The organism is Bradyrhizobium sp. AUGA SZCCT0176 (assembly GCF_018130145.1).
Classification (GTDB): domain Bacteria; phylum Pseudomonadota; class Alphaproteobacteria; order Rhizobiales; family Xanthobacteraceae; genus Bradyrhizobium.
The window spans coordinates 140,977-162,401 of sequence record NZ_JAFCMB010000006.1 but is presented as its reverse complement, the minus strand read 5'-3'; the positions used below and the strand labels follow the sequence as shown (position 1 = coordinate 162,401).

Sequence of the window (21,425 nt, the reverse complement as noted above, 5' to 3'; positions counted from 1 at the left end):
CTTGTTCCCGAAATTCTGTGTCCCTGTTCAGCAACCTTGTCCTGTCCCGGACGTATACTCCAGGCTGGGGCATTGCAATTTCCAGCTCGGGTGCAGCGCCGCCAAGCATTATTCAGCTTGGCGGCGTTGTGCTTTTGAGTGGCTACTTTGCCTTCACGGGTGTCCCATTTCGGCCAGTACCCGACTCGGCATCATCGGCGGGGCCTATTCTACTTTGCATGGGGTTGTTTTCGCGATTTTGCGTCTGAGCCGTCGTGTGACGGTCATCACAGCGGTGCGTCGAGGGTCAGCCTATCCCTGACATCCAGGGTGGCGGGAATGGTCCTGCCCACGCAAACAGGAGACGGACATGACCGAACTCAACAACGAAATCTGCGAAATGTCGTTTGAACAACTCGAACAGGTCAGCGGCGGTGCCATCCTCGACCGGATCGTCGACGCGTACCTGAAGGCTTTGGGCGCCCGCTTGCTGGACGCCGTGCACCAGCCGCTGGTATCGCCGCAGAAGATGACCCTGCACATGCGATAGTGCCGGTCCGGCAAACCGGAATTGAGAGGCCGCCTTGCTTGGCGGCCTCTTTTGTTTGAGGACGCCGCCAGCGCCATCCAAGAATGCCTGACGTCCTATTTCGGCCAGTTGCGAGAAGCTGTGCTGACCGCGTATCCGCTCAACGCAACTTGTGCGGCAATGATCGGCGAATTGATCGGTGCCTTCGCTCGACGCGATTTGGAGTGTGCCAGCCGTCACAGCCAACGGGAACATCCGAGCGCACCCTTGCAACGTGATTGTCGTAATCCCCATCAAAGGAGAGACGCATGATTGAGATTGGCCAGAAGCCTATCGATGAACTGAACGTCGGCGAACTGACCATCGACGAACTGGACGCCGTGAACGGCGGCGGCCGTTTGAGCGATCTTTACCACCATGTCGTAGCCGTCATTCGCTTCCATACCGGTACCATCAGGAACATCGCGACAACCCTGCCGTAACCGACGCTTTGAAGAGGCCGCCTTTCATTGGCGGCCTCTTGGGCGACCTGAAAAATGCGTTCAAGGCGGGATCCGCAAAGGCTCCGGCGAGCGAACCTTAATGGGGCGCCAGGCCGTCGTCGCAAGGCGGCCTTCCCCCGTAGTTCTCCGGACAAGAACAAAGTTCCCAACCGGATGGTCGCCAGTTTTTCGCCTTGTGTTCGCGCCTTACCCCCGCGCGAACCCGGACCCACCATCCATTTGCAGGTGAATCAGTGCTATAATGAGATTCTATGGACGAGACCCGGATCGCACCGCGGCGTCGCACGTTGAAGGCCGGAACCATCGAGTTCGGCGGCGGCGGGATTGATTGCACCGTTCGGAATCTCTCGGCCTCCGGCGCAGCGCTCGAGGTCGTGACCCCGCTGTTCATCCCGGACCGCTTCACATTGTTCGTGCCATCAGAACAATTGAAGCGGCCGTGCCATATCGTCTGGCGCAAGGATAAGCGCATCGGCGTCACGTTCGATTAAGCCGCGCGCCGGTCGCGTCGCCAGAGCAAAACGACCCCGCCGCATGGGGCCATACAGACGGGGTCGCCGACAGCGGGGAATAATCTGGAGGACCACCCCACCGTCAGACAGATACGGCGGCAGCGATGCTTCGTTTCAGCATCGGATTTTTTTAACAGCAGACGTTGAACCTTTTGCAGGGCCGCCAAGACATATTGCTGCCTGGGACATTGCATCACTCGGGGTATAAGCCTGCGCCGCCAAGCGAGTATATTCCGCTTGCGCGGCGCGGTGCGTTTTGGAGAGGTCAGGAAGGTCAAAGACTGCCTCCGCGGGCATTCCAGGTCGCTGCCGGCAAGCAACAAGCCGCGGCTCGTGGGCGCGCCGGCAAGGCGGCTTGGCCACCCCAACTGCCGAACGCGGGATTGCCCTTCGCATAGCGATCACCGCGTGTCACAGGCGCGCTTTATCGTTAGACGACCGCAAAGTACGCTAATCGGACAAATGGAAACTTTGCCCGCCCAACTCAGTTAATTCAGTTGGCGTATGGGGAGATTCCCTATGAATCACAAAGGTATAGAATATACGCTGACAAGATCGGAAACCCCGGGGATCTGGAACTGGCAATTCCGGATCGGTGACCTCGTCAGGTCGGGAAGAACGGAAGCGAGACTGCTCCTGCTCGCGATGCGCCGCGTTCAGCTGAAGATTGACCGCGAGCTCAGGCACACCGGGCGCGGAGCGACCTCCCAGTTCGGGGCCCCGCACCCGCCCATTCCCTCAACGGGCATCAAATAATATTTACAATCTAAAGTGACAATCTCGGATTGAATGCGGCTTGGGTCGGACAGGGCTGCTTCATGATCTACAAGGGCGTCGAATATACCGTGACTGCGGTTGCTCCGGGTATCTGGAAATGGCAATTCCGGATTGACGACAGGGTCGTCACCGGCAAAACCGAAGCCAAACTCTATCTGCTCGCGGTGAGACGGGTACAGCTGCGGATCAACCGCGAGCGGAAAAAAAGCGCATCTGGCTAGTTCGCCGTTCCCTGCATTGCCAGCACCATCTCGACGACCAACCGGCCGCCTTGGCGGTGGCCGCGAACAAGCGCTGGGCTCCAAGTGCTGGCCCGCAGCACTAGACTTGCGACCAATGCCTGATTTTCTAGTCCGCGCTGGGAAGCCGCCGCATCGTGAATTCGATGTCGCCGCCGGGTAGTTCGCGCCAGCTCTCGACCGCGCTCAAATAGGCCGCCTTGGGATAGCGGCTGAGGAAATCGCGCGCCCTCGTCCGCGCTACCTCGCGCGGCAGCGTGAAGGTCTCGCGCAGATAGCCATCATCCGGCTTGCGCCGGGTGGCCATCCGGCTGGCCAGATCGCGCGGGCGCATGACCATGCCGCAACTCCGAAACACATGACGACACGTTCAGTATAGGGCCGGCGGAGAACGATTCCGAGTCTGCGCTATGGGGGCTTTCGGCTAGCGAGGGGTATTGGCCGCACTGCCGGTCTTCGGCTTGGCTGGCGCAGCCGCCTTGGGCGTGTCGTTGCTGCGCACGGTTCCCCACGGATCAGAAGAGGCCTTGGAGTCGGGAATCTTCTTCAGCGATTCCTTGTAGGCCTTATCCCTGACCGCATCCTGTTCCTTCTCCTCCGGAGTCCTGGTGGCGACTTCAGGCATCAGGTTGAGATTGGGCATTTGCGCGTAAGCGGGGGCCATCAGCAACACCATCATCGCGGCCGCGCTCAGAATTCTCATAACAGGCTCTCCTTTGGGACGCTCTCCCCCGGCGTTTTCGGGCGGTATAGCACCGCCGCAGCCGCGCCGCCAAGCGCGCGCCCACGGTGGATCAAAGCCGGTCCGACTTGCAGGATTTGGGGGATTGCATCCAGTCGTCCCAGATCGGACCGCATTTGGTGCAGCCGCTAAGCGCAAGGCCCACGGCAATCAGGCCCGAAATCAATACCACCCGGCGAAACATGAACGCGCCCCACTCCCCGAAGCGGCGATCATGCCCCTCAAGTCTGGCATTTTCAAGCCAATGCAGGCGGTCGTTTGGGAATGCCGACCGGGCTTGCCATGGTCATTTCGGCCGAATGCCCCTTACAATGGGCGGATAAATATCGTCCGAGGAACAACCATTCATGCAACAGGAACAGACCGCGGCATTCGGCATCACGGAAGCAAAGCGGGTGCTGGACGAGGTGTTTGCACCGTGGGTGCTTGACCTCAATCTATCGATCGAGGGTTTCGACTTCACCCCGCCGTCGGGTGGACCGGCCGACTGGCAGCCCGGTGCGATCCTGCGCATGCCGTTCTCGGAACGGCTGTGCCGCAATGGCGGCGTTGTCTCCGGCCAGGCGCTGATGGCGTTTGCCGACACCGCGATGGTGATTGCCAACGTCGCCGCCAATCGCGGCTATCGCCCGATGACGACGGTCGATCAGACCACGCATTTCATGCGCGCGGTCACCGCCTCCGACGTGCTGGCCGATGCGCGCGTTGTTCGCCTCGGGCGCACCATGAGCTTCGGCCGCGTCACGCTCTCCAGCGCCACCGACAACAAGCCGGTGGCGATGGTCTCGAGCGCGTTCGCGATGCTGTAGTTATTCAGGCGTTACTTGCCGAGGACCGATTCAGCGGCATTGACGATGCTCATCGTCGGATTCTTTCCGCAATAGGTGCCGAACTTCTTGGCGTTCTCGACGAACACGTCGGTGTCGATGATCGCCTCGTCGGAGTCGCCCTTGTACCAGCCGTCCATCCAGGTCAGCACCATCTTGATGGTGTCATCACCACCATCGACGAACTGCTTGCAGGTCATGGTCGACAGATCGAGCACGACGGCATGCGCCGGAACGGATGACAGCGTAAACGCCGCCGCAAACAGGATCGAAACAGTCGTCTTCATGATGCTCTCCCTTGGCGCATGACAGCGAAAGCCGGCACCAATGCCGGAAAACCGCGCCAGCACGTTTCCCGGGCAATGTCGTAATCGAAATCCGAATGCATGCGCAAGCACCGCTTGTGCTCAATCGAACATCCGCAATTACGCTGCGCTACATGGGATTCTCAAACAGAGCACGATAACGTTTCGCACGACGGCGGCGGCGCCAGCGCCACGCCGCGAGCACCAGCAGCGCGACAACGAGGGCGAGGCGAACAGGCCGATCAGGCTTCGGATGCTATCTCCGCAAGGAGAAGCGCCGCACGGGCGGCGCTCTCCTGCAAGATCGATTACGTGATTGCCGCTTCAGTATCTACCCCGGCCGCCCTGATGACCGCCGCCGCCATAGCCGCCGCCACCGATGCCAATCCCGATGCCGACGCCGACAGGCGGCCCGACGGGCTCATACACCTCGCGCGGCGGCGGGCGGCGATAGACCACTTCATCATCATAGTAGTCGGGCCCGCGCCCCCGCTTCGGCGGCGCACGCTCGACGCGCTTGGGCGGATCCGGATCGACGCGCTTGATCGGCGTATTGTTCTTCTTCAGCTGCGGCGCTGACGCCGGCGGGGTGCAGGGACAGGTCAGCGCGACGTTCTGCGGCGTAGCGCCACCGCTCACCGCCACCGCCGGGATGATCTCGGGACGGTTGCGCAGGCGTTCTTCCATCGTGCGCGCGGTCGGCGTCAAATCGCTGTCCGGGAATCTTGTCAGGAAGGCGCGATAGCCCGCCGCGGTGTTGGCGATGACAGCATTGTTCCACGCCACCATGCGCTTGTGCCGATTGAGCCAGTCGCGGGCCAGCGCACCGAGCGGAGTCTGCGCGTACAGATTGGCAAACGCCTCGTAGGATTCATCGGTGCCATCGGCGACGATGATTTCATTCGCGGCCTCGACCGGCTTGCCCTTCAATTCGCGCGTCCACTCCTCGACGGTTTTCTTGGTCGCGGCCAGCTTCGGGCCGGCCACTGGGGTGCCGGAAAATCTGAAATCCTCGGTCAGCGAGGAGCTGTCCCACGGCGTCTGCCGACCGTCGGTCGCCTTGTTGACCGACACGCGCGTGCGCTTGAAGGTTTCCTCGATCGGAATGTTGGTTTCCTTGGCCGCGGCGATCAGCGCGGTGGTGTAGGGACTGTTGCTGCCCGTGCCGTCCTCGGCCACCGCACCGGGTGAGGTCGAGAACGACAGGAACGTATTCGGCGCGCCGATCTTGGCGTCGATGATCGCGAGCCCGCCGCCCGCACTCTTGGCTATGCTGGGGAACGGATTGTTACGGCAGGCATCGAGCAGCAGGATACGCATCTTGCTCGGCGCCGAGGTCAGCGTGTTCAAGACGTCGTTCAGCCGAATCGCCTGGATCGGAATGTCGGATTCCCGCTTCGGATCGATGTCGACCGGCACCAGAAAATTCTCGCCGTCGATCTGCACGCCATGTCCGGCGTAATACACCAGCGCGATGGAATCGCCGCCCTTGGACGCGACCTTGCCGGCGAACTCGGAGAGCTGGTCGCGAATCTGGCTTTGCGACAGATCGGAAGCGGTCGAAACCTCGAAGCCGGAATCGATCAGCATCTGGCTAACCGCCTTGGCGTCGTTGATCGGATTGGGCAGCGCCGGAACGGATTTATAGGCCGATTGACCGATCACCAGCGCGAGACGGCTTTCGGCGGAGGCGGAATGCGCGCCCAGCAGCAGCGCCGCCGGAAACACCAGATGGAAAAGCGCGTGACGAAACATGGGGCCACCTCCGGCAATGCAGGCTGCAAATTGGTCAAGGTCTTGGTGGTAAAGGTTCAAGCAAGTCAGGCAGTGTGAGGTGGGACACAGACTCAGTTCAACGACGAATTTGTCGCAGGCATAAAGCCAACGCGATTGATGTAATCAATTTGGTTTACTTGGATTACTTGGATTTCCTGGCGGGTTCCGCCGGGCGCGCGACGCCCCAGGGATCGTATTTTTCCTTCGGTTCGGGAATCCGCTCGAGCGCAGCCTTGTAGGCTTTCTCGTCCACCTTCGGCTTGGTGTCCTGCTTCGCTCTCGTTTCCTCACCACCCCCTTGCTGTCGCCGGCCCTGGGCGTGCGCCGGCATCGCAAGCAACGCCAGAATGAATGCCGCAATCGTAATGATCTTCATCGCCCCTGCTTTCTTCGCCATCTCGGCGACGTTCCGTCGGGATGATGGCAATCCCTGGACCGGGGGCATCATAGCCTGTCCGGATGCGCTGTTCAGCAAATGTTGATCGGCGTGACCCGATCGGCCGCACAATTTGATCGCCGCCGGGGGGCGCAATTTTCGCCGTCCCGGGGTAGAAAGCCGGCGATGGGGCGGGTCATTGTTCACATTGCGTTGATCGCGGGCGTTGCGCTTGTGCTGGCAGGCTGCGGCTTTGCCGACGTCCGCTCGCCGGTGCCGGAATTCATGCGCGCCAAAGCACCCGAACCGCCGCCGCTCGAGGCACCGCCGGACGTCAAGCGTCTGCTCAGCGAAAAACTGGATTCGGTGTTCCTGGCGGCGTCCAATCCGAGGGGGGTGCAGGTCTCGACGCCACGCCCCGAGCTGCGCGGAACGGGCTGGACCGCCTGCGTCAAGGCCGATCTGACCTCGGTGAACGGCAAGCCGCTCGGCACGCAAACCTATCGTATCACGATTTCCAACGGCGCGATTTTCGATCGCCGCCACGTCGAGGCGGAAGACACCTGCGCGACGGAGAGCTACGAGCCGATTTAGCGGAGCAGTTGCAACGGATTTCAATTTCAAACAACGCTGTCGTCCCGGCCTAGTGCGCACTTGCGCACGGGGGGCCGGGACCCATAACCACCGGCGATCATTGCTTTTGCACGCAGGTCGTTATCTCCTTCTTCAACAACAGGAGCCGCGGCGTATGGGCCCCGGCCCCCCTGCGCAAGTGCGCACTAGGCCGGGACCACGAAGATACACCTTCGCATTCTCGCGACGCATTGCGCCCGAGGCTTGCTTGAAGTTCTCACCCTCGAAAATCAGAGGGCGCAGGGAATGCCGGATGCGCGCTGCACCCGCGGTCCCGTGTGCGGTTAGTGCTAAGTAGGCTGCACACGAGCATACAGGGCAGCGGAGAACATCCGACATTCCCTGCGCAATGGCTTTACGGCTTATGCCGTGATCTCCCCGGAGACGAGTTCTTGGTTGACTCCGTCACTGCCGTTTCCGCTTGCGCTTCTCCGACAGCTGGACGCCTGCAACGGGCGCCAGGACCACACGGTTTTGCCGTACGCTTAATCCACGCCGTCGTCAGACGTGAACCAGGCGTCCACCGCGACCCGCCCCTCGTTGTGACGATGGCCAACGCCCCTCTGAATGGGACGGGATGGGTGAGAATGTGCTGGTGATTTGGGGTCGAAGGGAAGTGGAATATTTTTGTTTTTCAGAACTTCTAGACTTGACATGATTTCTGAAAATAAGAACTGATTTGCCCGTCGGGTTGATTTGTCGCATCCGTCGCGCGCAGAACGAAGGCACCAAAAGATTGCTGCGGCAGCATTAACTTCCGCGTGGCAGCGAGCAGGTTAAGAACCGCAGGGCAAACAGGCGTTAGACGGCAAGACCCCATCGAGCCGTATACGTCGCCACAGCCGTCAACAAACACTTGTGCAGGTAATCGTCGGCATCAAAATTTTTCGCGAGAGTGCGTAGAACCGTCGAAAAGCGGTTCTGGTATTTAATCGCCTCCTCGGTTTCTCCCATACTCATGTAGATTTCGGTAGCGGCGCTATAAACTCTCCAGGCGGCGAGAGGAAAATCGGCATCGTCGACAATCGGCAAGGCGCGGGACAAGTGATCCCGTGCCTCCTCCCAGTCGCCTGCCGCAAACGCAATCCGGGCCAACAGACCATGGGCGAGCGCCAGATGATTGCGATCGGGCGCCGGAGCGGCGTAGTCGCGAAGCTGGATGGCCCAACTACGCGCCTTATTCAATTCGGCAATCCGCAGACAATATTCACCCAGGCAATAATAGAGTTGGGTGAATATCGTGAAGTCCAGCGGGACGCCATCCTCCTCGAGGCGGTGCTGGACATCGTCGAATTGTTTGCTTGCTTGTCCCAGGTCGCCCAGTCCTACGAAGGCCTTCGCCAAGACCGCTCGATGAATAAAATAGGCGAACTGATTTCTGTTGAGGATCCTGTCGTCGACGCTTTCGCAGAGCGCCCGGGCTCCATCAAAATCCATCGCCTCGGCGTGCATCCATGCGAGTGTCAAACGGCACAACGCACTGGCCGGTGCGTTTGCGTTTTTCGTCGCCAACTCCATGGCCGTCGTGGTTTCGAGCTGCAGTTCCCGCCACTTGCCCAGATGGATTAGCGCGGTCGAGTCCAGGATGTTGAAAATGACGAAGACGTACACATCTCCGGCCTCGCTTGCCAAGCGTTTTCCATGCGCGGCGGAGCGACGACACTCCTGGTACCGCGACCTCCAACAGTCGAGAATGCCCTCGATCCCGTAACGACGGAGCAGCGTGCCGTGGTCTTGCGCGCCTTCGCTCAATTCCATCGCTTTCCTGCAAAGAGCGGCATCCTTGTCCTGCCATCCCTTGAGATACAGGTTGATGCTGGCGCTGCTGCCTTGGACCATAGCCTTGAAGGCGTCATCCTCGAGGTTTTGGCTTCTGGCCAGCACATCTTCAGCTGCCTTGAGGCAGGCTTTCCGATCGGCATGCAAGCAGTACCGACTAAGCGCGAGAAGCCCGGCGACCTCCTGCCGAAGCTCGCCGGCTTGTCGTGCGCAGGCAATCATTTCGTTGAGATCACTTACGGAGCCGGCGAGATTGCCACTTGAGCGAAGGGCCAGGCTACGCTGTCGCAATACGGAAATGCGCGCCCGGAACCGGTCGGCCGCATCGGAGCGATCAAGAATACTTAGACCGCGCGTCAGATAGCTGGCCGCTTCCGAGTGGCCGAGCCGCTTGGCGGAACTTTCCGCCGCTTGTGCGAGATAGCGCAAGGCGCTTGCAAAATCGCGGCCTTGCTCAAAATGGAGCGCGAGCACCGATGCGATTTCCGAGGTGCGGTGATCAAACGCCTTTTCCAATCGATTGCCCAAGCGCCTGTGCAATTGCACGCGCTCTCCCGTTGCAAGATGCTGATAAATGACATTTTGATAGAGAATATGACGGAAGGCATATGATCCCGAATACGTGCCATCCGGCCAGTCGGTTGCACTCGCCCGGACCAACATATGGTCCTTGCGGGCTAATGTATCCAGGTCACGTTCAACCTCGACGGTGTCGCGCAACAAGCCCGCGGCCACCAGCGCCGCAGAAAACTCCACACCGGCCACGCTGGCGACGTTGAGCAGCCGCCGCTCCTCTTCCGTAAGGCGGGTTACCTGATAGGTGATCATATTCAGCAAGTCGTCCGGCACATCATCCTGAGAAATCGCCTTCTCCGATGACAGGCGCCAGACGCCGTCCATTTCGACGACCGCCCGCTGATCGATGTAATGCTTGAGCAGCGATGCGATGAACAAGGGCTGCCCTTGGGTTCGCTCGAACACGGCGCCGGCCATGGCTGGAGCGAACGCGCTGTCGCCAAATCGCAGCGCAACATATTGCTCGACTGCCGCGCGCGACAATCGATCTAGTCGCAACTCGGTGCAACACCCGTGGATCTCCAGATCCTGATGCAACCGCCGGATTGGATGACCGCCAATAGCACTATCAGCCGGCCGATAAGAACCCAGCACCAGCACCGACGCCTTGCGAGTGCCTCGCGCAAAGCGAGACAGCATGTCCAGCGTTGCAAAGTCGCTCCAATGTAAATCCTCAAGAACAAAGGCCCACGGACGAATTGTACTCAGCGCTTCCAGAAGATCGCAAAATTCGCGCAGCATGCGCTCGCGGGTGGCGCCAAATACTTCACTTTGGAGCGCAGCACGCTCGGCCGCATCGACCGCGCCCGGTATGTGCAGCAGCCAGGTTGGCGCGTGGTTACGAATTGCCGTCAGCAGTTCTTCACCACCTGCCGCGCGACAGCGGGTTACCAGAGCGTCGATCAGGGGCAGGAAGACTTCATCGGTTCCAAACCTCTCCGTGCAACGCCCGTACAACAAATCGACGCCGTGCTGCGTTAACTGCGCCACGGCCATTTCGATGAAGGCCGTCTTACCGATTCCAGCCTCGCCAGTGACGAGAGCGATTTGTCGCTGCCCGGTCAGCATGCGTTGGGTTATCCGTTCCAACGACTGGAGTGTGGCGTCACGCCCAACCATCTGGTGCGATCTCGGATCGGTCAGCACTGAAAGAGCCGGCGCGTTTTGGTCGCCGGCCATTGGCTGGGGTGGCCTTTCTGATTCAGCCGTGCCAGTAGCAGATCGCACTGCAAGTGGTTCGCGGAAAGCCGTCTGACCATCAAGTGCAGTGGTTGGACCGTTTGGGCGAACCCGCCAGACGTGTATCGGTTCGGCGATATTCTTCAACGTCCGAGAACCCATATCGTCGTAATCGAGGCCGACCTTGGCCCGAATCTGTCGGCGGGCATCCTCGGAAATGCAGATGCCACCCGGTTCTGCAATCCCTTCGAGGCGCACAGCAATATTGACCGCGTCACCATAGATATCATGCTCTTCTATGATGATATCACCGACGTGAATGCCTATACGAATCTCGATCCGCTCGTTCTGTGGCACGTTAACGTTTCGTTCGGCCACACCGCGTTGAATTTCGTCGGCACATCGCACGGCGTCGACCACACTAGCGAACTCGACAAGCGCGCCGTCACCCGTGTTCTTGACGATGCGTCCACGATACTCGGTGACTTTGGGATCAAAGAGGACCGCTCTCAGAACCTTGAGTTGCTCTACGGTCCCTTCTTCGTCGATTCCTATCAAGCGGCAAGAACCCGCAACATCCGCCACCAGAATCGCCGCGAGTCGCCGCTCTAAATGCTGGTTGCTCAAGGGCACCCCCAAGGCTCGGAAACTAAACCGTCAGTAGCATACTTGGTGGCCGGTGTCTGGCTATGCGCATGTCAAGGCCGCGTCAAAAGCCGCGCTCGGAGGCCAAACTCGCCGGTGTGCCGATGGGTCAGAAAGGGAAAACAGGCCAGATTGGCTGACTCTACGGTGTTCGTGTCTCCGAATTCGTTCTTCGTAAAGCGCGGACCAATAAAAGGAGAACCCCTAACCACACAGCCCAAAGAACGGCCGTGATCACCGCGAACCAAGGTGCATCGTTGGGATTGGTCAATTGGCTTGTGATGTACGTTGAAAGGAGAGCCACCAAGGTCAAAATAATAAAGAACAGGATTCCGATAGCGAAGAAACAGCCCCTCTCCATGCTGGTTAGTTTTGCCGAATCGGCCATGAAAGCCTCGTGAACGCAGCGCGGGTTATGGCATAGGGATAGCCGCACAACATTGATGATTTGTTGCCGAGAGGGCCGCTCCTGAACTCAGTAGATGCCGACCGAATGTCCGCTTTGGTTCAAAGTGAGACCTTGGGCCGCGTCTAGGCTAGGTCCGTTCATAGCGGCAACAGCTCGGTTTCGTGCCAAAGGCGGACGGATGGCATATTGCGAAGAATAAACATAAGCTCGCCAACTAGTCAGCGTGCGTCCTTCTCCCTCTGGAATTTTCGCATAGCACTTACGATGTTTTCTTTTGGATTGTCTGGGCAATATCGGTCAAGCCAAACAAACATCTCTTCGATTTCCGCTGGGCTTCTCCCGAGAAATCCACCGACGACCTTCGCATCGAGCTTCGGCCTGCTCATCAAATGCGATTCGCAGGTCGTATAATCAGATAGCGCACGATCCACCATCGAACCGGCGCAGATAGCAGCGAGAAAAACCACTGCCCGTATACATGTGCGCCTCATCGCACCCCCTGGATCACCTCAGACTCGAACGGCTCAATGGGGCTCAAATGCGGCCAGTTCCAAGAATTGGATCGTTCGAGCGGAGGTCAGCTATGGGTCCACAAGGCAACCTGACCGAACTGTCCGCTTCTGGTGGCAAAGCGGACATTCGCTATATGTCGATGTCCGCCAGGCGCCAACAGCGGACACCAAAGGGCGGACGTACAGGGATCATGCGTGCGTAGCCGGCAGCATGGAGCGCCTTCTCGTCAATTCGGCACGTTCCGGCTGATGCAAGGCTCGGAGAAGGCGGAGACTGATTGGCAGCTCAGCCTCAGACCGCTTCCGTCCAGCTTTCCGAGAATGCCAACGCCGACGTCGAGAATGGCCGCCCCTCGCGCTCCCGCGGCCAGGATCGGCCCTGCGCCTCGACGCCGTTGCGGACGAGACGCGTGCCGAGCGCCGGGATCAGCACGGTGCACACGCCGTAGCGCCGGTCGGGAATCTGGTTCGGCTGCGAGTGGATGAGCAGCGGTTCGCCGATATCGAACCAGGTAAGTGAGATGTCTTCGCCGTGCGACTTGATATGTTCAGTCCAGAAGTAGCGCGGATCTCCGGCTTTGGAGAATTGCGCGTCCGCACAAGGGATGGCTGTGTCGGAAAGTTCGGCATTGAGCATGCCCTGTACGGTAGACTGCAGCCACCGCGCCATCGCGATGTTGTCGGAGTAAATACGCCAGCGACCTTCCGTCAGTTCGCTCTTCAAGTAGAGAACGTGTCCGGGACCAGCCGGCGAAAAAATGATCCGCCAATAGCTCGCCTCTGTCGAGTTCGGTTCGCCGTCCTTCGGGCTCAAGCGGATAAACGGGTTCTCGCCCGTCAGGATCGTTTTGTTGGGATCGGCGATGCTCATGTAACGGGTCTCCCTCTCAACTTCTCATGATACGTCGTTGTATGTCTGCTTTACGCCCCAGGGCGGACATTGCGATCATTCCGCGTGATACTAACGGTTCGCGTCATCGCTGCAAGGCGTACGGCTGACGTCCGCCTTGGATCATCCCCGTCGGTTTGACCGGACCACGGCGACTTCCGGTCTACCGCGGTGAACGGACATACCAGCGGCCAACTACCGGCGTAATCGGGCGCTATCGCGCTGGATACGATGATGTGCGAAGCCGTGCACCAAAGGGCGAGCAACAGTCGCTGGCCGGAAGTAACCAGCGGCAGTTATAGGGTTCGACTGCGCCAACCTTCGCAGACGCGGGACCCTGCGCGCAGCGGCGTCCACCGAAGCGACCTTCAACTGCGAAAGGAGTGCCTGATTTGTCGCAGCATCGACATCGTACCGTCGGTGTACCTGCCATTACAGAAGTACTGATCTAGCTGCGATGCACCAAGCATAAGCAAGACTGCAATCACGAAGCCCTTGAACATAGTGGGCCTCCTATGGAGACCGCCAACCGGGCCGGTCGGATTAAAGCGTTTTCGGAAATTCGCTATCGCTCGTCGCGACCTATCTGCAATGGCGGCAAGCTTGACAATGACTGGTAACTAATCCCTTAAAGGGCAGCACAGCGCGCGTTGGCATCGCAAAGCCCGGGCTGCCGTTTGGAACGGCCGTCCCAGACGGAAGAACAAGCGACTTGATAAAAGTCCGACCGGCCAGCGTGAGCAAATCGCCTGGAGGCGGCATGACATATTGGACCGTTGGTGTCGTCGCAATCTTGTTGGCGGTCTTTCCCGTCGTTGCGAGCGCGCAGGTGAACTGCGAAGCAATACCTCACGGACCCGCGCGCACCGATTGCTACCTCGGCCTAAGTCAGTTCTATCGTGGACAATCCAATCTTGCCGCTGACAGAGCGCGCGCACAATCAGACGCCGCGTGGTATCGCGCAATTACTGGAACAGACCCTCCTGAGCCCAAACCACATCGGCGACGGCACAGACTTGGCCGTTGATCAAGATGTTGGGCTCTGAGCCCCAAACAAGGCGAAAACGGCCCCAGCGGCGGGGCAGCGACTGGGGCCGTCTTTTCATCGGGTACACTGTGGGGGACGTTGCACCCGGTCGTGTAGAATCAAGCAATCTCGGCAACAATCGTTCCATTGCTAGAAAGCGTGCCCCGTTCGGCTCGGCCTCATTTCGCCGCCTATGAACTGGTCCAGATCAATCTGCAGGTCTCTCAGCGCGCCGCTGCGTAACCTCCGATAAGAGGAAACCATCATTGCGAGAAAATCATGATGGTCATGAATACAAATACGACCGCAGTCGCGACGACCCCATAAACTAGATCGCCGCGTTCGCGTTTCGTCATGCTTTGGATCCCAACGGTCAGGCCCCGAACGCGACGCCGATGAAGTCAGCGTCTCGCCAGACCAAGCGACACTCCCGAACCGTCCGAAAATTATCGAACGACAGATCGAATTCCACCGGCAACACGTTTAGCTGCTCCAAACGAACGCCGGCTCCAGAATTCGTCACGTCGCGAACGCAACAAGGAAGGACACCGGCCCCGCCATGAAAGTATAACAGCGCGCCCCGATTGATGTGCGTCCGGCCGATCGCGCGACGCTCTCGACCTGCGGACTTTAGCACTTGCTCGACAGTCGACATGGCAGTCCCGTGAAGCGTGCAGCAGGATCAATTTGAGCGGGACGCCGCCTACAGCGGCGCCCCTAGTCGAGCGGTACGCTGGATTGGTGATCTGGACACCTCTCAAATCCGCACGACTACCCGGAATGATAGGCCTGCGTTCGCACGCGGCAACGAAACTCGCGTATTAAGCTTGATACGCTCGCTGCGGGTTAATTCTGGAACCGGATGCGGCCGTGGTCTCAAACCTGACGTCCGCTCTTTTCCAAACAGCGGACATCACGCGTCGAGGCCGCCACTTCCGAAAAGTGCCAACAACGGTCATTCCGGTATGCTAACGATCCGGAAAGCCTGCGCCCATCTTTCGATATGGTCAGGTCGACGATATCGCGCCAGGATTCCGGAAATGCGCAGGTTTGGATCCAGTTGCATTGCGTGCGCACAGGCCTCTCGTGCTTGATCGACCCGTCCGGACATCACATGGCATGCCGCCAGAACGTATTGTCCGGCCACAAATTTGGGTTGTTGTCTGGTAGCGGCTGCCGCCCACGATGAGGCATCCTCGTTGCGGCCAGCTAGAAAATAGGCCATGGCCAGCCCGTTCTGGGTGTTGAACATCAATGGATCCAATGGGCTCAAACGCAGCGCGATCTTGAATTGCTGGGGCCGTGATTATCTGCTTGACCTCCCATGACGACGAGATCTGTCGAGTGCCTTTCAATCCGGGTGTGCCGCTTCCCAATCTTTTGCGGCCATCACCGACTCTTCGAAAGCTGCGCCGCTTTCAAGTAGCGCACGTTTGAGCGCAGGTTCGAGCGGCTGCTCGGCGCCGCTATCGTCCAGCGGCATCCTGTCCTCACGCACCGCCGTCATTAGCCGCGCAATCTCGCCTGCCGCGTGGGCCGGTGTGTGCATAAGCACCAAGCGGCGCATCGGCATGGGGTTGTTCGGTACGTGACAACTGTCGCATTGCGCGTCGCGCATCCGCAACGCCAGCGTCCTGTAGGTGGAGTCGAGCCTTGGCAGATGGGGATTGTTATGTCGGAACAAACCGTCGAAGAGCGTCACGCGCGGCTGGATGCTTCCTTCCTTGTCCATCCACATCCATTTGCCGTCAAACTTGGGCCATATCGGTTCGGTGGAGACAACAGGGCTATCGCTGCCCCGCTCGGTAAATTGCCCGATGACGATCTTCGCGGTCTTAGGATTGACCCAGAGCAGAACCGAATTGGCGGTCTGATAAACACCCCACTTCGCCTCTTGATGCCAGAACGGATACGGAAACTGCCCAGGCGGCAACAGGTTGCGGAACCCTGCACGCAGACGGATCAGGTACAATCGCTCGCGCTCGACGTACTCGGTGCCGTACTCACCGCTGAACATGAACAGCGGCAAGTAGAGGCCGGCAATGACATCGGGCGCGAACTGCGTGAGATTGGTGTTATTGAGCGTTGCCCCGGCGTCCTGATTTCGGCGGCCCCACAGGAGTCTCGTCGCGAGGCTGCGCCGCAGCGCGGAGTCGCCGAATAGGCTGCGCCGGCATTGGTCGAAGGCTGCCTGGTCCGAGGGGGCAGCAGGGGGACAGATCTGCTGCAACTCGAGCGCGACCTCCAAGGCCATCCCTTTGATCTGGTCCACAAGGTCGGGCATATCGTCGTCGGTCTCGGCCGCATCAGCGGCAAGGAACACGGAGAGCAACAACGCGCCGCCAGTAAGCAGGCGCCTTGAGATGGCTCCGAGCATGGGCCTACCTCGTCGGCCTCATGTAGTTTGCCACGAGATGATCAGCGACCTTGCGACCCATCGCATCTCCGACGTCCAGCGAATTGCGGAAATGAATACCGCCCCAGATGCGCACCTCTTTGTGCTCCTGGGCCAGTTGCGCAAAGCTGGTGAATTTGCGTGAAAGGCGGGCGTCGGAAATGTCGGTCGCGACGAATTCCTCCGTCCCGTTGCCGAAAACAGCTTCCAGAACGGTTCGCGCCGCACCCGCGTTGATGCCCGCCTGCGACGGGTATTCCGGATGCATCGGCGTGGTGTTCAGAGGCTGCCACCCGGCGTCGCGTTCAGTCGCATCGTTACTGTCCTGGTCGCCGTTGCGGATCGCGGTGATCGGCCGCCAAAAATTGTATTGGAATTTGGCGTCCCAATCGAGGATGAAGCAGTTGGCGAGAGCCATCGACATCAGTGCGAACACTCGCGCACTTTCTGGCGGGGAGAGGTTATGACGAGCGGAAGCCTGCCTGGCAGCCTGGAACCATGCGGGCCCAAGGTTGGCCTGTGTCCAGAAGCGCACGACGTCGGACTGCGCGTCGGTGCGCTTCGTGCTTTTCACTCCGCCCATTTCCTTGGTTTCGTTGTAATCGCGCGCATAAAGCGCACTGTTGAGTGCCGGGGGCGGACCCGGGCGGAACTGACTCGCGCTTTCCATGCCCCAAGGCTTGGCCGTCGCATACTGAGGAAAGAGCGGCGGCGTGGTCGGTACCCACACGCCAGGCGTCGTGAGCGGACGATATGTGTCGGGCGTGTTTGTCGCGTCGCTCTGCCGTTCCGTGAAAACAGCGTCCGCAACTTTTACACCTAAATCAATACCCGCAGCCCGTGCGGGATTGTCCGGAATGGTTTTCATCGTTTCTGCGAAGGCCGCTTCAATCCGCTCCTTCTGGCCAGGATACTGGCGCAAGAGAATTTCGCGGGCAGCCGCGGCGGCCGCGGCCTCGGCCGAGGCGTTCGGGTCAGTTGGAAGCTCTGGTACGTAACGGGAATATCGGTTCTGCACCGAGTTGACCGCGTCGGACATGGATACATTCACCAGGGCCATGCTGCGCGTCCACGGATTACCGCCAACGTTGACTGCCTTCATCACGTCCACTGCCGTGGTGTTCCAGTCGCCGATGACGTCCGCGCGGACCAGCGTATTGGCTGAAACCAGGACCACGCCGACGATTGCAGATTTCAGTACGTTCATCGTTGCCTCCTTCGAAAAGTTGGAATTTCGAACGACTGCCAGTGTGGTGTGAATGTACCTCCCTGATCATCCCGTCGTGCACGCGGCCGGATACCCAATCGCTAAGGTCATTACAAATTTCGTCCAGCACACCCCGATGCGGCGGCACCTAGCGATCCGCGAGCGTGCGCTCAGGCGTGCCAGTTGTCGAAGTTGACATCGCGAGCCAGCGATCGTCAAAACTCGCGGCCGGAAGCTTGTTCGCGTCAACCTCGAGGCCCTTCAACATGGTTGTGCCGGTAGAGGCGACAAAGCCGTTTGTCCAAACCGAGGACGACCTCATGGTGGCAGCGGTTGCGGCAACAGCGAGCAGAGCGACAGCGACGAACCCGGTAATCGTTCGATGCTTCGTCATCAGAACCTCCTATGGTCCCAAAGCCCCTTAGTGTGGGTCACGGGAACTTCGCGAAGGTTCAACAGCAATGCAAAGCGGTATGGATTGCGAGAATGTACAGATCGGACAACGAAGGTGTCCCAAATTCAAATTGCCCCTAGCAGACGTCGGCGGCCGTGGCTGTGATGGTCTGCTTTATCCCCGTGAGCGGCCATCGTCAGCAAAATCGACTCGCGGTAGACCAAAGCGAAATGAGCAAGAAGACAGCTGGCAGAAACGCGCGCATTATCCCCTCCTCTGACCAGTCTCTCGGCGAACTTGGACGAAAGGACGAAAGCTCGGATCGGCAGAAATGTCCGTTTAGGGTCCCGGAAGCAGACAAGCCATCGATCGCCTGGCATCCATCGGCGACCAGGAGCGAAGGACCAATACCCCCGGACGCTGCTGAGTACGCCTCGTCAACGACGCGGGTTGAGCGGCCGGCACACCCGTTCACAACACTGTTATTGCGCCCTGTCGCGCGCTTCGCCTCCCTCAACTGGGCCTCTCGCGCTTGTTGTTGTACTCTGGGCGGAGCAACTGCACGGTCGCGAGAAGGAATTTACATGAACACCTTCGTACTCAACCGCCGCAACCTCCTCGCCGCCGGCGGCTCCGTCCTGGCAACCGGGGTTTCCGGGCTGCTGTTGCCCGCCCGCGCGGAAGGCCTCGCACCGACCCCTTCGATGCCGGGCGGAGCCAACAACTACCTCAAGGGCGCGCCGACCGTGGATCGGATCGGCAAGGGTGGCTTCTGGATGACCGGCACCGTACGCCGCGCAGGCGACGGGGCCCCGCTTGCCGGGCAGCGCGTCCAGATCTGGGCGCACACGACCGAAGGGCGGGAGGGAGACCAGCGTAGTCATGGGGCCACGCTCACCGACAAGAACGGGGCATTCCGCCTCGAGATGCCGCAGATCATTCCGATCTTTGGCCAGCCGCATGGTCACCTCGCCTATGACAGCGGTGAATTCAAAACCGTCTTTCTACGTCCCGTGATGCGCAGCGCCAAAGATACCAGCCTCGAGGCGCACTTCGTCCTTCAGCCGGCCTGATCGAGTTGGGAACACGGGGATGAGATTGGCGAAGGTGACCCTGATCTGGGCCGCCCTTGCAGCAGCCATTTGCGTGCCGATCGCCGCTGCGGCAGCGAGCCCGCTGCTCGCATGGCGCGATCCGGTCTACATACTGGCCGGGTTCGCAGGGATTGTCGCACTGGGTCTTGTGCTCGTTCAGCCTTTGCTGATTGGCGGATACTTACCGGGACTGTCGGCTTATCGTGGACGGCGTGCACATCACTGGATCGGAGGCGCGCTGGTCGTGGCGGTGGTGGTCCACGTCGGGGGCCTCTGGATCACCAGTCCTCCCGACATGATTGACGCCCTTCTGTTCTCATCGCCGACGCCGTTTTCCCCCTGGGGTGTGGTCGCCATGTGGGCAATCTTCGCCGTCGCAATCATAGCTGCACTTCGCCGGCGATTGGGACTGCGGGCGCGAACGTGGCGTGTCGTCCATATGCCCCTCGCGATTGTCATCGTCGTCGGGAGCGTGGTCCACGGCATCCTGATCGAGGGGACGATGGAGACGATGTCGAAGGCCGCGCTTTGCGCGCTGGTCCTTGCGGCGACCATAAAAGTCATGGCTGACCTGCGGGTGTGGAGAAAACGAGGGACATCGCGCGGAGAGAGCGTTACGTGAGAGGCCGCCAACTGAGGCGGCCCATTCCCTTCATTTTGGCCCGTTCTTAGGGCAGTTCGCCGCGGAACAGTTTTTGACATTCTTCGCCCGTTCTTTCCCTGTCTTCCCGCAGGTGTTTAAGGGACACCTAACCGAATCTCCTCTGAGCCCCGCTTTTCCCTGGGCGTTTGCCGCGCCAACATTGAGCAGGAACGGCGCTATCGCGATGGCTGCAAGGGCTATGAACTTTAGCATTCCCAAATACCTCCAATGGTCGCCACAGGTACAACTAGGGGAACGTAGCGGCAGGTTTCAAATCAGGCCACTGCGATTCTCAAAACCGGCACTGAGGCCGGAAATGGGCCAGTACCCCCTGAGCACTTGGCGAAGGCCCAGGATGTCGGATCCGGCGGACAAGTCGGCTAATCTACTCTATGGGATATGGACCGGGAGACACCCCATGACCATTGCCCCCTACCCCGATGGAGCCGGTTACGTCCGGGGACGCTATGTTCCGATCGCCGAGGCGACGCTGCCGGTGACGGATTGGGGATTTACGCGCTCCGATGTCGTCTATGACGTCGTGCATGTGTTCAAGGGTGGCTTCTTCCGGCTCCGAGACCACCTCGACCGGTTCGAGCGCTCGATGGAAAAGCGCAGAATCCATCCGCCGGAAGACCGCGCCGCGATCGAGGCGATCCTGCATCGCTGTGTCGCGCTCACCGGCCTGGCGGACGCCTATGTCGCGATGGTGGCCTCGCGCGGACGGCCGCGGGTTATGGGATCGCGCCGGCCGGCGGATTGCGAAAACCATTTGATCGCGTATGCGCTGCCCTGGATCGACGTCGTGCCGAAAGACGTGCAGGCGCGCGGCGCGCACGTATTCATCGCCTCGACGCCGCGGGTGCCCGACGCCTCGGTCGATCCCACGGTCAAGAACTATCAGTGGAACGACCTGACCTCCGGCCTGATGGAGGCGCACGATGCCGGTTTCGACACCGCCGTGCTGTGTGACGCGCAGGGTTTTCTCACCGAGGGGCCGGGCTTCAACGTCTTTGTCGTCAGGGACGGCCGGGTGAGCACGCCCGACCGCGGCAGCCTGCGCGGAATCACGCGGCAATCGGTGCTGGACCTGTGCGCCGAACTCGGCATCGAGGCGGCAGTCGAGCCGATCCCGCGGTCGGCGCTCGACCACGCGGACGAGGTCTTTCTCGCGACCACCGCCGGCGGCGTCATGCCGGCGTCGCGCATCGGCGGGCGCATCCTCGGCAACGACCGGCCCGGGCCGATCTCGACGCGGCTGAAGGATATCTATTGGCGCAAGCACGATGAGGGCTGGCACCACACACCGGTCCGGTACCAGCTGGCCGAAGCGGGCGAATGAAGACCGGTAACCTCACATGGAACCCGAACGATTATCGGTGACATCAGGCACAGACGGCCGCGTGGCCAACGACTGCGCAGCCTAGTCCAACCGGCTGGTTTTGGCCGTCCGTTGCCTCCTGGCGGTCCGCCCCGGC

20 protein-coding genes are annotated in these 21,425 nt (G+C 60.1%); 9 read left to right on the top strand and 11 right to left on the bottom strand.

The features are described from left to right. Positions 1-349 precede the first annotated feature (349 nt). The 4 genes from JQ600_RS16960 to JQ600_RS16945 all read left to right on the top strand — a co-directional run bounded on the left by JQ600_RS16960 (position 350) and on the right by JQ600_RS16945 (position 2,521). A complete protein-coding gene (locus JQ600_RS16960) occupies positions 350-529 on the top strand; it encodes a hypothetical protein (protein ID WP_212204474.1) in 180 nt (59 codons plus the stop codon). 287 nt (positions 530-816) lie between these two features. Then, on the top strand, positions 817-990 hold the full coding sequence (locus JQ600_RS16955; RefSeq protein WP_192734190.1) for a hypothetical protein: 174 nt from the start codon (positions 817-819) through the stop codon (positions 988-990). Positions 991-1,262: 272 nt separating this feature from the next. Next, on the top strand, positions 1,263-1,502 hold the full coding sequence (locus JQ600_RS16950) for a PilZ domain-containing protein (protein WP_192734191.1): 240 nt from the start codon (positions 1,263-1,265) through the stop codon (positions 1,500-1,502). An 839-nt stretch (positions 1,503-2,341) separates the two neighbouring features. Beyond that, the gene (locus tag JQ600_RS16945) at positions 2,342-2,521 is read left to right on the top strand and encodes a hypothetical protein (RefSeq protein ID WP_212035073.1); all 180 of its coding nucleotides are present in this window, start codon (positions 2,342-2,344) and stop codon (positions 2,519-2,521) included. Between the two features lie 127 nt (positions 2,522-2,648). On the opposite strand, the gene JQ600_RS16940 is transcribed toward JQ600_RS16945, so the two are convergent. Further along, on the bottom strand, positions 2,649-2,879 hold the full coding sequence (locus JQ600_RS16940; protein WP_212264358.1) for a hypothetical protein: 231 nt from the start codon (positions 2,877-2,879) through the stop codon (positions 2,649-2,651). Between the two features lie 84 nt (positions 2,880-2,963). Then, positions 2,964-3,242, bottom strand: a complete 279-nt coding sequence (locus JQ600_RS16935; RefSeq protein ID WP_212264357.1) for a hypothetical protein — start codon at positions 3,240-3,242, stop codon at positions 2,964-2,966. A gap of 386 nt (positions 3,243-3,628) precedes the next feature. Here JQ600_RS16935 and JQ600_RS16930 point away from each other — a divergent pair, with 386 nt between their 5' ends. Then, a complete protein-coding gene (locus JQ600_RS16930) occupies positions 3,629-4,090 on the top strand; it encodes a PaaI family thioesterase (protein ID WP_212387132.1) in 462 nt (153 codons plus the stop codon). A gap of 11 nt (positions 4,091-4,101) precedes the next feature. On the opposite strand, the gene JQ600_RS16925 is transcribed toward JQ600_RS16930, so the two are convergent. From JQ600_RS16925 to JQ600_RS16915, 3 genes are all read right to left on the bottom strand, one after another. Then, complete coding sequence (locus JQ600_RS16925; protein WP_212387134.1) at positions 4,102-4,395, bottom strand: HdeA/HdeB family chaperone; 294 nt, start codon at positions 4,393-4,395, stop codon at positions 4,102-4,104. Between the two features lie 342 nt (positions 4,396-4,737). Further along, complete coding sequence (locus tag JQ600_RS16920; RefSeq protein ID WP_212387137.1) at positions 4,738-6,168, bottom strand: caspase family protein; 1,431 nt, start codon at positions 6,166-6,168, stop codon at positions 4,738-4,740. A 163-nt stretch (positions 6,169-6,331) separates the two neighbouring features. Next, on the bottom strand, positions 6,332-6,565 hold the full coding sequence (locus tag JQ600_RS16915; RefSeq protein ID WP_212387332.1) for a hypothetical protein: 234 nt from the start codon (positions 6,563-6,565) through the stop codon (positions 6,332-6,334). 186 nt (positions 6,566-6,751) lie between these two features. On the opposite strand from JQ600_RS16915, the gene JQ600_RS16910 reads away from it, so the two are divergent. Beyond that, a complete protein-coding gene (locus JQ600_RS16910; protein WP_212387140.1) occupies positions 6,752-7,159 on the top strand; it encodes a hypothetical protein in 408 nt (135 codons plus the stop codon). A gap of 840 nt (positions 7,160-7,999) precedes the next feature. Here JQ600_RS16910 and JQ600_RS16905 read toward each other — a convergent pair. The 6 genes from JQ600_RS16905 to JQ600_RS16880 form a co-directional block, all read right to left on the bottom strand. Continuing rightward, complete coding sequence (locus JQ600_RS16905) at positions 8,000-11,359, bottom strand: AAA family ATPase (RefSeq protein WP_212387142.1); 3,360 nt, start codon at positions 11,357-11,359, stop codon at positions 8,000-8,002. Between the two features lie 1,231 nt (positions 11,360-12,590). Further along, positions 12,591-13,169 carry a hypothetical protein gene (locus JQ600_RS16900; protein ID WP_212387145.1) on the bottom strand — a complete coding sequence of 193 codons (579 nt, stop codon included), beginning with the start codon at positions 13,167-13,169 and terminating at the stop codon, positions 12,591-12,593. Between the two features lie 2,000 nt (positions 13,170-15,169). Beyond that, positions 15,170-15,466 carry a tetratricopeptide repeat protein gene (locus JQ600_RS16895; RefSeq protein ID WP_212387148.1) on the bottom strand — a complete coding sequence of 99 codons (297 nt, stop codon included), beginning with the start codon at positions 15,464-15,466 and terminating at the stop codon, positions 15,170-15,172. A 99-nt stretch (positions 15,467-15,565) separates the two neighbouring features. Continuing rightward, positions 15,566-16,591 (bottom strand): hypothetical protein, encoded by a 1,026-nt coding sequence (locus JQ600_RS16890; RefSeq protein ID WP_212387150.1) that lies wholly within the window; start codon positions 16,589-16,591, stop codon positions 15,566-15,568. A 4-nt stretch (positions 16,592-16,595) separates the two neighbouring features. Beyond that, a complete protein-coding gene (locus tag JQ600_RS16885) occupies positions 16,596-17,816 on the bottom strand; it encodes a vanadium-dependent haloperoxidase (RefSeq protein WP_212387152.1) in 1,221 nt (406 codons plus the stop codon). Between the two features lie 148 nt (positions 17,817-17,964). Then, positions 17,965-18,210, bottom strand: a complete 246-nt coding sequence (locus JQ600_RS16880; RefSeq protein ID WP_212387154.1) for a hypothetical protein — start codon at positions 18,208-18,210, stop codon at positions 17,965-17,967. A gap of 584 nt (positions 18,211-18,794) precedes the next feature. Here JQ600_RS16880 and JQ600_RS16875 point away from each other — a divergent pair. From JQ600_RS16875 to JQ600_RS16865, 3 genes are all read left to right on the top strand, one after another. Further along, positions 18,795-19,283, top strand: a complete 489-nt coding sequence (locus JQ600_RS16875; RefSeq protein WP_212387156.1) for a Twin-arginine translocation pathway signal — start codon at positions 18,795-18,797, stop codon at positions 19,281-19,283. Positions 19,284-19,302: 19 nt separating this feature from the next. Then, a complete protein-coding gene (locus JQ600_RS16870; RefSeq protein ID WP_212387158.1) occupies positions 19,303-19,926 on the top strand; it encodes a ferric reductase-like transmembrane domain-containing protein in 624 nt (207 codons plus the stop codon). A 439-nt stretch (positions 19,927-20,365) separates the two neighbouring features. Next, positions 20,366-21,289, top strand: coding sequence for an aminotransferase class IV (locus JQ600_RS16865; RefSeq protein ID WP_212387159.1), 924 nt, complete (start codon positions 20,366-20,368; stop codon positions 21,287-21,289). Positions 21,290-21,425: the final 136 nt, after the last annotated feature.